Origin of the sequence: Bradyrhizobium macuxiense (assembly GCF_007993935.1) — a bacterium.
Classification (GTDB): domain Bacteria; phylum Pseudomonadota; class Alphaproteobacteria; order Rhizobiales; family Xanthobacteraceae; genus Bradyrhizobium; species Bradyrhizobium macuxiense_A.
Genome location: NZ_VITY01000012.1, coordinates 233,017 through 244,526, shown reverse-complemented (window position 1 = coordinate 244,526; position 11,510 = coordinate 233,017). Strand labels below are relative to the sequence as shown.

The following is an 11,510-nucleotide window of genomic DNA, read 5'->3' as shown; positions in this document are numbered from 1 at the left end:
GTCCTCGCGGATATCCCCTGCCAAGCTAAGGCGCTAGAGTGCGCCGAACAAGGCCCGCGCGACAGCCGAAAGCGGGCGCCGAGGACCGATGAATCAGCATTTTGACACCATTCTAAAATCCGGCACCGTGGTCAATCAGGACGGCGAGGGCGTGCGCGATATCGGCATCACGAATGGCCGCATCGCCGCGATCGGCTCGCTCGGCCAGGCCTCGGCCGGCGAGGTGATCGACTGCAAGGGGCTGCACATCCTGCCCGGCGTGATGGACACCCAGGTGCATTTCCGCGAGCCCGGCTTGACGCAGAAGGAAGATCTCGAGACCGGCTCGCGCAGCGCCGTGATGGGCGGGGTCACCGCAGTGTTCGAGATGCCGAACACCAACCCGCTGACGGTCACCGAGGAGGCGTTCACCGACAAAGTCAAGCGCGGCCACCATCGCATGCATTGCGATTTCGCGTTCTTCATCGGCGGCACCCGCGAGAACGTGCAGGACCTGCCGGAGCTCGAACGCGCGCCGGGCTGCGCCGGCGTCAAGGTGTTCATCGGCTCCTCCACCGGCGCGCTGCTGGTCGAGGACGACGAGAGCCTGCGGCGGATCTTCCAGGTGATCCGGCGCCGCGCCGCGTTTCACGCCGAGGACGAATACCGCCTCAATGAGCGCAAGCCGCTGCGCATCGAGGGCGATCCGCGCTCGCATCCGGTGTGGCGCGACGAGACCGCCGCGCTGATGGCGACCGAGCGGCTGGTCAACCTAGCGCGCGAGACCGGCAAGCGCATCCATGTGCTGCACATCTCGACCAAGGAAGAGATCCTCTACCTGCGCGACCACAAGGATGTCGCGTCCTGCGAGGCGACGCCGCATCACCTGACGATGGCTGCGCCCGAATGCTACGAGCGGCTCGGCACGCTGGCGCAGATGAACCCGCCCGTGCGCTCGGCCGATCACCGCGCCGGCATTTGGTACGGCATCGAGCAGGGTATCATCGACGTGCTCGGCTCCGACCACGCGCCGCATACGCTGGAGGAGAAGGCGAAGACCTATCCGGCTTCGCCCTCGGGCATGACCGGCGTGCAGACGCTGGTGCCGTTGATGCTCGATCACGTCAATGCCGGGCGGCTGTCGCTGGCGCGGTTCGTCGACCTCACCAGCGCCGGTCCGGCGCGGCTGTTCAACATGGCCTGCAAGGGCCGCATCGCGGCGGGCTATGATGCCGACTTCACCGTGGTCGATCTGAAGCGCAGCGAGACCATCACCAACAAATGGATCGCCTCGCGCGCGGCCTGGACGCCCTATGACGGCGTGCGGGTGCAGGGCTGGCCGGTCGGTACCTTCGTGCGCGGCAAGCGCGTGATGTGGCAGGGCGAGGTGACGACGCCGTCGACCGGCGAACCGGTCCGGTTCCTCGAAACGCTGAAGCCGTAGCGTTTGGTCGGTTACTGCCTGGCGAGCGCCAGCGAGAACTCGCCGTTGCGCACGCGCGCGGGGAGGCCCTCGGCGAACTTCGCCACCGCGTCCTCGCCATAGGTGTTGACGAGCTCGGCGAGCGCCGCAAACAGGCTCGCCTGCGCGAGGCAGTCGCCGTCGACGCCATCGTGGCGCGCTTCCGCCCACGCCTCGTTCAGATAGCTCAGCGCGGCCTGCTTCTGCTCGTGATCGGGACGCGGATCGTCTTGGTGATGGAAGGACGCTGGATGGCGCATGAAACTCTGCAAAATGGATGCGCGCGGTTCGAGGAGCGAACCACTGCGAGACCCGTGAGGTGTATCACGCATGCGGGTACCGCATAGCCCACTTCTTTCGAAAAGGTTAACGGCCGCCACGGCATTTGAAGGGGAATTCCGGATATCGCGGCCCGGATCAGCCAAATGAGCTGTGGATATGGTCCAGCACCGCGCGCGGCGAGGCGCACAGATGGCTGGCGCCGGCCTCGGTCAGCTCCTGCGCCGTGCCGTAACCATAGGTGACGCCGACCGCGCGGATGCCGTTACGGGCAGCGCCGATCACGTCGTGGCTACGGTCGCCGATCATCACGGCTTTCCCCGGGTCGGCCCCGGTCTGCTCCAGCGCATAGGCCAGCAGGTCGACCTTGTTGACCCGCGTTCCGTCGAGCTCGGAGCCGAACACGTGGTCGAAAAACCCGTCGAGGCCGAAATGCGCGACGATCCGGGTCGCGAACACGTGCGGTTTCGAAGTCGCCACGAAGATCCGGCCAGGCCGTCCGCGCAACTCGGCAAGCACGTCAGCGATATCGGGATAGACGCTGTTCTCGAACAGCCCGACGTCGCCGAACCTCTCGCGGTACAGCTCGACCGCGCGGTCGGCGAGCTCCTCGCCGCCGAGCAGCATCGCAAAGCTCGCCCTGAGCGGCGGACCGATGCACCAGGTCAGTTCGTCCTGCGAGGGAACCGGGCGGCCGAGCTTGGCCAGCGCATACTGGATCGAGCCGGTGATGCCGGGCTTCGGGTCGGTCAGGGTGCCGTCGAGGTCGAAGAAGATCGCCCGTTCAGTTGGCATAGCGGGCCGTCAGGTCGCGCGAGATCTTCGAGCCTTCCTCGATGTAGCGGCGGATCGCCACGCTGGCCGCAGGCGTGCAGGTCCGGTAGGTCTGCTGGAAGCCGTTGTAGCCGCGATTGAAGCCGGCAACCATGCGGGCGCGGCGATCGCCGGAAGGGGTTTCGGCATCGATCAGCGCCTGCATCTCGTTGCGCCATTTGGCGCCCTCGTTGGAGCCGCAGATGCCGCGCAGATAGTGCAGGGCGCCGAGGATCTCGGCCAGCCGCTGCAGGTCGCCGTCGAACGGCGCAGCCGCGTCCTGCGCCCGGGCGGGCGTCGCAAGGCATGCGGACATCAGGATCACAACGGCGAGAAAGGCTCTGATCATCAGGGGTTCCGGAATCGCCGTGGTATGCCCCCTCAATGCGCCCGAGGCAAGGCGCAAAGGACCTGCAATATCGCCCCCTAAACAGGCCTCAAACCAGCCGCCGGGCGGCCGCAATCACCTCGTGCAGGCCGCCGGTGACCTTGAGGTCGCCGATCGCCTCCGGAGCGAGCCATTTGAAATCGTCGTGCTCGTCGTTCAGCACGGGCTCGCGGGAGGCCCAGCGCGCCGCGAAGGTCATGATCAGGTAGTGGCCGGTGCCGGGGCCGGTCGGCAGCACCTCGCGCCAGCCGGCGAGGCCCAGGATCTCGACCTTGAGGCCGGTCTCCTCGTCGATCTCCCGGTGCAGGGCGGTGTGCAGCGTCTCGCCGAATTCGACCCGGCCGCCGGGCAGCGAATAGAAGCCCTTGCCGGGCGAGCGGGCGCGGCGGACCAGCAGCACCTTGCCGTCGCGGAAAATCACGCCGGATACGGCGAGCTGGGGGCGGATCGGAGGTTCGGGAGAGGTCAAGGCAATCGACAACCGGTTTTGAGGACAATCCTGCCCGATATCTCAGGCGCCCGCCATGATGCTGTCGACATCGGCCTCTGCGGCGCCGTTGATGATACCGGCGGTCTGCATCACCAGTGGCTTGACCCAGACGATGGCCTGCTCGGCGAGCGCGACCCGGCTCTTGTCCTGCTGCAATTGCCGCATCGCCACGCCGACTTCGGTCAGGATTCTGGTCATGCTGTCGGTCAGCTGGTCGAATTCGGCCCGGATTCCGGCATCGGCGGTCTCATAGGACTCGATCGCCAGATCACGCGCCTTGAAATTGGACGCGGTGAAATGCTCGGCATAGGACAGCGGCTGCCATTCCAGGAAATCGTCGGCGCATTCCGGCAGGTCCGGGACCATCTCCAGCAACATGATGGCTTCGTTGAAGTGATTGAGGTAGTCGGTCGCAAGCCCGGTGCGGGGATTGATGTTGGCGGCGCGCAACAAAGCCGCCCGCGCCTCGTCGGGGTACGTCGGTCGCGGGGAAGAGCCCGCTATGGCGGCCGTTGAGGTCATTGGTCGCAGTCTTTAACTGTCCAAGTTAAGGCTGAATAAACAGATACCACTCTGGACGGGATATGTGCGGACGCTTTGTCATTACCTCGCCGCCGGCGGCTTTGCGCGAAATGTTCGGCTACATCGAGCAGCCGAATTTTCCGCCGCGGTATAATGTTGCGCCGACCCAGCCGATCCCGGTGGTGCTGCTGCAAAACGGCGGCCGGCATTTTCAATTGATGCGCTGGGGCCTGATCCCGTCCTGGGTCAAGGACCCCCGCACATTCTCGCTGTTGATCAACGCGCGCTCCGAGACGGTGCGGGAGAAGCCCGCCTTCAAGAACGCGATCAAGCGGCGCCGCGCGCTGATCCCGGCCGACGGCTATTACGAATGGCAGGACGCCGGCGGCCGCAAGCGGCCGTTCTTCATCCATCGCCGCGACGGCCACCCGGTCGCCTTCGCCGCGCTCGCCGAGACCTGGATGGGGCCGAACGGCGAGGAGCAGGACACGGTCGCGATCGTCACCGCGCCGGCGAGCGCGGACCTTGCGCAACTGCATCACCGCGTGCCCGTCACGATCCGGCCCGAGCAGTTCGCGCGCTGGCTCGACTGCCTTCCCAACGACGTCGACGACGTGATGCCGATGCTGAAGGCGCCCGATGTCGGCGAGTTCGCCTGGCACCAGGTGACGATGCGGGTCAACGCCGTTGCCAACGACGATGCACAATTGCTGCTGCCGATGACCGCGGAAGAGATCGCGGCGGAGGACGCGCCGGCGCCGAAGAAGGTAGCAGTGCGCAAGGCGACGCCGCGCGAGGATGACGGGCAGGGGTCGTTGTTTTGAGGGCGGCTGAAGCCGCGCGATGCGTGGTGAGATATCGGCCCATGTTTCTCCACATCGTCGTCCTGGCGAAGGCCAGGACCCATAACCACCGCTGTTGATTCTGAACGGGATCGCGGGCCCAGCGACGCGCAACAATGCGCAATTGGGGTAATGGGTCCTGGCTTTCGCCAGGACGACAGCGGTGGATGGTTCTCGCACCGGGATGTCAAACACACAGCGTCGTCCCTGCGGAAGCAGGGACCCATACGCCGCGGCGGATGTTGTGAACGGGACTCGTTGTACCAGCCTCGCGCAACAATCGGCTCTTGTGGTTATGGGTCCCTGCTTTCGCAGGGACGACACCGAGTTTGTTGGCGCGTCGGTGAATTATACGCCTTCATTTTCGCGCGCCTGTGTCACCCCTTCACGTGCGCCACGCCCTCGATCTCGATCAGCATCTTCGGATTGGGCAGCGCCACCACGACGCAGGTGGTGCGTGCGGGATAGGGCGCGGGGCCGAACGCGCCGGCATAGAGCGCGTTCATCGCAGCGACGTCGCTGGCGCGCGTCAGCAGCACGTTGACCTTGACGAGATCGCGCATCGTCGCGCCCGCCTCATTCAGCACGCGCTTGAAATTGGTGACGACATTGGCGAACTGCGCCTCGAAACCGTCGGGCAATTCGCGGTTGGCGTCGAAGCCGGGAATGCCCGAGATGAACAGGAGATCACCGACGCGGGCGCCGAACGAGAGTGGCGGCGCCTGGATGCCGGGCGGAGGTGGGAAGTGCTTGATCGCTGTCATGTGTCACCCGTCTGCGCGAGATGGAAGGGAAGCGGTTTCGGCGCGCGGCGCCATCGTACGTGGGCGCCAGAGATTTTTGCCGAACAGATTTTGGCCGATCATGCCTGCCAGCATCGCGATGACGAACACCACGATCGGCAACGAAAGGCCGGCGAGATTGACCAGCGCGGGGCCGGGGCAGATGCCGGCGAGGCCCCAGCCGATGCCGAACAGGATTGCGCCACCAACCAGCGGTGCATCGATGTCGTTGCGGTCGGGCCACAGGAAGCGCGCCGAGAAGGTCGGCGCAGTGCGCCGCCGCGCGACCGCAAAGCCGGATGCCGTGACTGCGACGGCGCCCGCCATCACGAAGGCGAGCGTCGCGTCCCAGGCGCCGAACAGATCGAGGAAGCCGAGCACCTTCTGCGGATCGGTCATGCCGGAGATCAAAAGGCCCGCGCCGAAGATCAGGCCGCAGGTGAAGCTTGCGAGAACTGGCATCGCTAGCCTCCGATCACGTGTCTTGCGATCGCAACCGTCGCGATCGCCGCCGTCATGAAGATGAACGTCGCCGCGATCGAGCGGCCGGACAGCCGCGCGAAGCCGCAGACGCCGTGGCCCGAGGTGCAGCCATTGCCCATGCGGGTGCCGAACCCGACCAGCACGCCCGCGATCGCGATCACGACAAGGCTCGCGTTCATCGCCGGCCGCGGCAACGGCGCGCCGAACAAGGCTGCAATCAGCGGCGCCGCGATCAGCCCCAGGATGAATGCGATGCGCCAGCCGCGGTCGGTGGTATCGGGCTGGAGCAGGCCGCCGACAATGCCGGTAACTCCTGCGATTCGTCCGGTCAGCAGCATCAGCAGCGCCGCGGCGAGGCCGATCAGCGCGCCGCCGGCGAAGCCGGAAATCGGGGTGAAATCGTGCATCTGTGCAGATCCCTGTTGCGCAAACTCCTCAGCGATGGCGCAAAGCGGTGCGCGCGCCTGCGCCAACGTCGCGCGGCTGCACGGCCGATGATAGACTCCGCAAGATCAGGAACAAGCGCAATCCCGCATGTTTCGCAGGCGTTTTCACGATGCCTGCCGTCGGCTGGATTGCCGCGATTCGCATCTCGCCCTCACTTCGTCCGGAGAACCCCATGAGACTGTCATCCGCCGCCCGCGCCGTGCTGTTCGCGCTGGCGCTGCTCACCGGATCGTCCGCCGCGCTGGCTGACGAGGGCGCGGTGACGCTCGTGATCTTCAAGGGCGGCTGGATCTTCGGCGGCTCCGCCGGCAAGGGCGTGCTGACCTTCCATGGCCAGACCTACGGCCTCACCGCGGGCGGGCTGGATTACGGCCTCGTGTTCGGCGGCTCCCAGACCACGTTGCAGGGGCGGGTGCGCAATATCCGCCGCGCCCAGGACATCGCCGGCGTTTACGCCGCGGCGGGCATGGGCGTTGCGCTCGGCGCCGGCGTGCGCGGCATCCTTCTGACCAACCAGAACGGCGCGGTGCTCGAGCTGAGCGGCAAGCAGGTCGGGCTGATGGCCAATGTCGACCTCAGCGGGCTCGCGATCACGTTGAAGGAGTAACGGGTCGGTGGCGTAGGATGGGTAGAGCCAACGGGTCCGCGCAACGCGCGGCCCGATGATAAACTCCGCGAAACCCATCATCTCTCCCGGCGCGTCAAAGTTGATGGGTTTCGCTGCGCTCTACCCATCCTACGGTTCTGCGATCCACTGCGCGAGCTCACGCCACGGCTGCAAACTCCAATGCCCGGACGCTGCGCCCGACGGCGACGGCAGCACGAACACATCCGGGAATCCACTCGTCGGCGTCTGCCGCCCGGGCGCCAGCGCGCTGGTCGGCCGGTGATAGAACAGGCTCGCCGCCTTCTTGCTGGTGAAGGCGATCGTCTTCGGCCGATATGTCGCGATCTTCGTCCTGAAGCCGATCACATCGAACGAGCCCCGGGCGATCTCATGATCCATCCCGGCGCCGGTCTTGGAGAGATCGGTGAAGCCGATGCCGAGCTCGAGCAATGCCGCGAACTCGTCAGGCCGATAGCGCCGCGGTGTGATGCCGGCCTCATGCAGCGCGCGCCAGAAGCGGTTGCCGGGATGCGCATAATAATGCCCGACCGCGGCCGAACGCGCGCTGGCCGCGGTGCCGACGAACACCAGGCGCAGATTGGCGCGGAGCTGATCGGGGAGGCGATGGGAATTGTTGTCAGGCATCTGAAGGGAGACCGAGGAGAACATGCGCGCGTCAACGTGTGATGAGATCAGGTCGAATAGCGACAGCGCGGCGCTCCCTCCCGCTTGCGGGGTGGTCGGATCGCAGCAGCGCCGAGCCGTTCGCCGCAGATGCGCGGGGTCAAAATATCGAAAACAACCCCATGCAAAGGAGCCGGCGGCTGCCACCGTCCGACACGGCACCTTGACACGTCGGGCAAATCAGGGATACATTTCCAATATTCCGAAATCTTGTGAGCATTCCTCGCCCGCCGGGCTGGCGCATATCGCGTCCTATACGCGCTACCGCACCGGCTCCTTGATCTCATCTTCCGCCGCCACCGCCTGCGTTGGCCCGGTCGACCGCACCATCAAGAACGTTCCCGAGAACCGTGTGCCGCGGATGCTCCAGCGGCCGTCGATCTCGGTCGCGTCGGCATTGACCGCGCCTTCATAGTGGACGGTGTCGTAGCCGTAGCCCGGCGGCTCGTAGCGCTTGACGAAGGTGACCGCGCTGCCGGAGCGGTGGCCGGCAAGCGAGGCATTGTGGGTGCTGAGCGGGCAGCCCGGCATCACGCACGGCTCGGTCACGCTGCCGCCCAGCGCGCCGCCGGCGTCGATCAGTGTCGCCAGGAACGTGACCATGCCGCTGGGCTGCATATAGCTGCCGTCCCAGACGCCGGTGAGATTGTCGGTCATGCTGCCCGTCCGGATTGCACGCGTCGAATTGCAGTGATCGATGTGGTGCAGGCAGCGCCTCAACGCAAGTCGCGCGCGGCGTGCCCGGTTGCCTGATCGGACAAAAGGGTCTGTAATCCAGCCCAACAGATCAAGAAGAATTTTGGGAGCTGACAATGACGGGAGAGGCGAAAACCCACTACGAGGTGATCGTGGTCGGCGCCGGCGTCGCCGGCATCTACCAGATCAAGCGGCTCGCCGATCTCGGCATCGACGCCACCGTGCTGGAAGCCGCGCCCGATCTCGGCGGCACCTGGTACTGGAACCGCTATCCGGGCTGCCGCTTCGATTCCGAAAGCTACACCTACGGCTTCTCGTTTTCGCGCGAGCTGCTCGACGAGTGGCACTGGAAGGAGCGCTTCTCCGGCCAGCCGGAGAACCTGCGCTACCTCAATTACGTCGCCGACAAGTTCGACCTGCGCCGGCACATGCAGTTCAATTGCAAGGTCGAGGCTATGCAGTTCGACGAGACGCGCGATCTCTGGCAGCTCAGGATCAGTGACGGCCGCGCGCTGACCTGCCGCTTCGTCGTGCTGGGGATCGGCCTGCTCTCGGCGCCGACCATGCCGCGCGTGCCCGGGATCGACGACTTCAAGGGCCGCTCGTTCCATACCTATTACTGGCCGCACGAGCCGGTCGATCTCGCCGGCAAAAACGTCGCCGTGATCGGCACCGGCGCGACCGGCATCCAGCTGATCGGCGAGATTGCCGACAAGGTCGGCGAGCTCACGGTGTTCCAGCGCCGGCCGAACTGGAGCGCGCCGCTCAACAACAGCGAGATATCGGACGCTGAAATGGCCGACATCCGTGCGCGCTACGACGAGATCTTCGCCGCCTGCGCGCTGACACCGGGCAGTTTTGTCCATGGCCCCGACAAGCGCGGCTTCTACGAGGTCAGCCGCGAGGAGCGGCTCAAGACCTGGGACAGGCTCTACGACGAGCCCGGCTTCGGCATCTGGCTCGCGAATTTCCGCGAGATCTTCATGGATGAAGCCGCCAACGCGGAATTGTCGGAATATATTGCCGGCCGCATCCGCGAGCGCGTGAATGATCCTGATATCGCCGAAAAGCTGATCCCCAGGGATCACGGCTTCGGCGTGCAGCGCCTGCCGCTGGAGACGCGGTACTTCGAGGCCTACAACCGCGACAACGTGCAGCTCGTCGATCTCAGCGAGACGCCGCTGGTCCGCGTCACCGAGACCGGCCTGCGCACATCAGCGCGCGACTACGACTTCGACATCATCGTCTACGCCACCGGCTTCGACGCCATCACCGGCGCCTATGACCTGATCGACATCAGGGGCATCGCCGGCGAGCGCCTCGCCGACAAATGGAAGCAGGCGCCGTCGACCTTCCTCGGCATGCTCGTGCACGGCTTCCCGAATTTGCTGATGCCGACCGGCCCGCAAAGCGCTTCCGCCTCGACGAACTTCCCGCGCGGCATCGAGAACGGCGTCAACTGGTGCACCAACTTGTTACAATACATGTGGGACCGCGGTCTGACCCGCGCCGACGCGACGCTAGAGGCGCAGGAGCGCTGGACCGCGCATGTCGTCAAGATGTATGAGATCATGCTGATGCGCAGAGCCAAGTCCTGGTTCACCGGCTACAACTCGAATGTCGCCGGACACGAAGAGGGGACGGTGCGGTACTTCGTCTACAATGGAGGGACGCCGAAGTTTTTGGGGATCATCAACGGCGTGGCGGCGGGGGGATATCGGGAGATTGCGTTTGGGGGAGGGGCGGGTGGTGATGTGAAAGCGAAGGCGGCAGCCGCATCAGTGTAGCTTGTAGTGGCCGGCTCCCTATTGCTCCCCCTTGTTTCTCTAGTTGGACTACGACTCGCTCCGTCTCCGAATGGATCCTCTAAGTGCCTTTTGCAATGTGGTGCATCGCTAGTTCGGTTTGATCAAATAGGCCAATGCACTCATCAATGGCCTCGATCAATAGCTTTTTAGACCGATTGAAATGGCTTGTTATTCTTGGAAGATTTTGGATTGCAATTCTAAACTGGGCAACAATCGGTCGTACGTTGGAAAGTGTTAGAAGCATCGACTCAGTTAGATTCAACAAAATTGCCGCGTCGCTTTTATACTGATCCGAGCCACCGGTTTGACGCTGCAAGGCAACAAGCGAAACAACCGCTTGAGCAAATATCGTAAAGTTCTGGCGCGCGATAGCGGACTCTTTTTTTAGAGTACTGGCCCGTTCTTCGATGAATGTGGCGTACTCGTTGATGGCGTTTTTCTTCTCTTTGGCGCTTGCCAGCGAAAGCTTTTCTAATTCGGAAGTTTGATGGTTTGTGGCTTCGCCGATTTCATGGATTACTTCACTGATCCGGTTGACTGCTCTGGTTGCGGCTGCGACCGCTTCTTCGCCTTCTTCCTGGATGTCAAGCAGGCCAGCGTCGTCGTCTCCGTGCGTTGAGACTTCCGCTTCTTGCTCTCTCGCAGGAGGATGCGTCACTTGGCTCAGGGGAGTGCTATGTCGCGCTTTGTTGAGGTACTCTAGAATGGCTCGTTGAATATTCACGCGGACTTCCTGTTGAAGTTCGTCCTCTGTCTTGAATACGCGATAGAGGACCCCTTGCGGCTCAAGCTGCCTGCGAAAATCTTCGACGCGCTTTAGCTCGTCGATTGAAATGCTAGATGCGCTATCGATCTTGTCCAAAAAATAAGCCTGAACGCGATACTGGCCCATGGGGTTGGCGGTATTTGCGATCGCGTGCTCAATTTCCTCCACGGTACCGGATAGAGCGCGTCCCGTCGGAGTTCCAAGCTTCACGCCAAAGACTGCGACTAGAATGTCGTAGTCACGCAGCAATTGTTTATTGATTACGTCTTGCGCTCCGGTTCCGATGCCGGGCGTAACGTATTCTTCCCATCCCATGCCCCGAACCGATATCCGTTGGGTCTCGAGTGCCCGATTGAGTTCGTAAATCCCGTCGAAGACGGCTCTTCGAGAGTTGAGCACATCAGAAGGTGACGCTACTACAACCCGAAATTCCATGATTTCACGCGGCATCGAGAAGTCTCG

15 protein-coding genes are annotated in these 11,510 nt (G+C 64.0%); 4 read left to right on the top strand and 11 right to left on the bottom strand.

The genetic code is table 11. The features are described 5' to 3' along the window. Nucleotides 1-88: 88 nt before the first annotated feature. Nucleotides 89-1,423, top strand: coding sequence for a dihydroorotase (locus FBZ93_RS29250; protein WP_146990760.1), 1,335 nt, complete (start codon nucleotides 89-91; stop codon nucleotides 1,421-1,423). 11 nt (nucleotides 1,424-1,434) lie between these two features. Here FBZ93_RS29250 and FBZ93_RS29245 read toward each other — a convergent pair whose 3' ends face one another. The 5 genes from FBZ93_RS29245 to FBZ93_RS29225 all read right to left on the bottom strand — a co-directional run bounded on the left by FBZ93_RS29245 (nucleotide 1,435) and on the right by FBZ93_RS29225 (nucleotide 3,933). Next, nucleotides 1,435-1,701, bottom strand: a complete 267-nt coding sequence (locus tag FBZ93_RS29245) for a hypothetical protein (RefSeq protein WP_074132134.1) — start codon at nucleotides 1,699-1,701, stop codon at nucleotides 1,435-1,437. A gap of 157 nt (nucleotides 1,702-1,858) precedes the next feature. Beyond that, nucleotides 1,859-2,515: an HAD family hydrolase gene (locus tag FBZ93_RS29240; RefSeq protein ID WP_146990758.1), complete on the bottom strand. Its 657-nt coding sequence runs from the start codon at nucleotides 2,513-2,515 to the stop codon at nucleotides 1,859-1,861. Continuing rightward, on the bottom strand, nucleotides 2,505-2,882 hold the full coding sequence (locus tag FBZ93_RS29235; RefSeq protein ID WP_050424352.1) for a TIGR02301 family protein: 378 nt from the start codon (nucleotides 2,880-2,882) through the stop codon (nucleotides 2,505-2,507). Before FBZ93_RS29235 ends, FBZ93_RS29240 begins: the two co-directional genes overlap by 11 nt. Before the next feature lie 88 nt (nucleotides 2,883-2,970). Further along, on the bottom strand, nucleotides 2,971-3,390 hold the full coding sequence (locus tag FBZ93_RS29230) for an NUDIX hydrolase (RefSeq protein ID WP_146990756.1): 420 nt from the start codon (nucleotides 3,388-3,390) through the stop codon (nucleotides 2,971-2,973). A 42-nt stretch (nucleotides 3,391-3,432) separates the two neighbouring features. Next, nucleotides 3,433-3,933, bottom strand: coding sequence for a hypothetical protein (locus FBZ93_RS29225; protein WP_146990754.1), 501 nt, complete (start codon nucleotides 3,931-3,933; stop codon nucleotides 3,433-3,435). A 62-nt stretch (nucleotides 3,934-3,995) separates the two neighbouring features. Between FBZ93_RS29225 and FBZ93_RS29220 the strand changes: the two genes are divergently transcribed. Then, a complete protein-coding gene (locus tag FBZ93_RS29220) occupies nucleotides 3,996-4,757 on the top strand; it encodes an SOS response-associated peptidase (protein ID WP_146990753.1) in 762 nt (253 codons plus the stop codon). 395 nt (nucleotides 4,758-5,152) lie between these two features. Here FBZ93_RS29220 and FBZ93_RS29215 read toward each other — a convergent pair whose 3' ends face one another. From FBZ93_RS29215 to FBZ93_RS29205, 3 genes are read right to left on the bottom strand one after another with little or no spacing between them, the layout of a single operon-like run. Beyond that, the gene (locus FBZ93_RS29215) at nucleotides 5,153-5,539 is read right to left on the bottom strand and encodes a RidA family protein (protein ID WP_146990751.1); all 387 of its coding nucleotides are present in this window, start codon (nucleotides 5,537-5,539) and stop codon (nucleotides 5,153-5,155) included. A gap of 3 nt (nucleotides 5,540-5,542) precedes the next feature. Then, the gene (locus FBZ93_RS29210; protein WP_146990749.1) at nucleotides 5,543-6,019 is read right to left on the bottom strand and encodes a YeeE/YedE family protein; all 477 of its coding nucleotides are present in this window, start codon (nucleotides 6,017-6,019) and stop codon (nucleotides 5,543-5,545) included. A gap of 2 nt (nucleotides 6,020-6,021) precedes the next feature. Continuing rightward, complete coding sequence (locus FBZ93_RS29205; protein ID WP_146990747.1) at nucleotides 6,022-6,447, bottom strand: YeeE/YedE family protein; 426 nt, start codon at nucleotides 6,445-6,447, stop codon at nucleotides 6,022-6,024. 212 nt (nucleotides 6,448-6,659) lie between these two features. Here FBZ93_RS29205 and FBZ93_RS29200 point away from each other — a divergent pair, with 212 nt between their 5' ends. Then, nucleotides 6,660-7,094 carry a hypothetical protein gene (locus FBZ93_RS29200; protein ID WP_050424358.1) on the top strand — a complete coding sequence of 145 codons (435 nt, stop codon included), beginning with the start codon at nucleotides 6,660-6,662 and terminating at the stop codon, nucleotides 7,092-7,094. A gap of 129 nt (nucleotides 7,095-7,223) precedes the next feature. Here the strand turns inward: FBZ93_RS29200 and FBZ93_RS29195 are convergent, their stop codons facing one another. Both FBZ93_RS29195 and FBZ93_RS29190 read right to left on the bottom strand, forming a co-directional pair. After that, nucleotides 7,224-7,739 carry a mismatch-specific DNA-glycosylase gene (locus FBZ93_RS29195; RefSeq protein ID WP_146990908.1) on the bottom strand — a complete coding sequence of 172 codons (516 nt, stop codon included), beginning with the start codon at nucleotides 7,737-7,739 and terminating at the stop codon, nucleotides 7,224-7,226. A gap of 300 nt (nucleotides 7,740-8,039) precedes the next feature. Then, entirely contained in the window at nucleotides 8,040-8,435 is a 396-nt protein-coding gene (locus FBZ93_RS29190; protein ID WP_146990746.1) for a hypothetical protein, read from the bottom strand. Between the two features lie 155 nt (nucleotides 8,436-8,590). Between FBZ93_RS29190 and FBZ93_RS29185 the strand changes: the two genes are divergently transcribed. After that, nucleotides 8,591-10,261 (top strand): flavin-containing monooxygenase, encoded by a 1,671-nt coding sequence (locus tag FBZ93_RS29185; RefSeq protein ID WP_146990744.1) that lies wholly within the window; start codon nucleotides 8,591-8,593, stop codon nucleotides 10,259-10,261. A gap of 79 nt (nucleotides 10,262-10,340) precedes the next feature. Here FBZ93_RS29185 and FBZ93_RS29180 read toward each other — a convergent pair whose 3' ends face one another. After that, nucleotides 10,341-11,498 (bottom strand): hypothetical protein, encoded by a 1,158-nt coding sequence (locus FBZ93_RS29180; RefSeq protein ID WP_146990742.1) that lies wholly within the window; start codon nucleotides 11,496-11,498, stop codon nucleotides 10,341-10,343. Nucleotides 11,499-11,510: the final 12 nt, after the last annotated feature.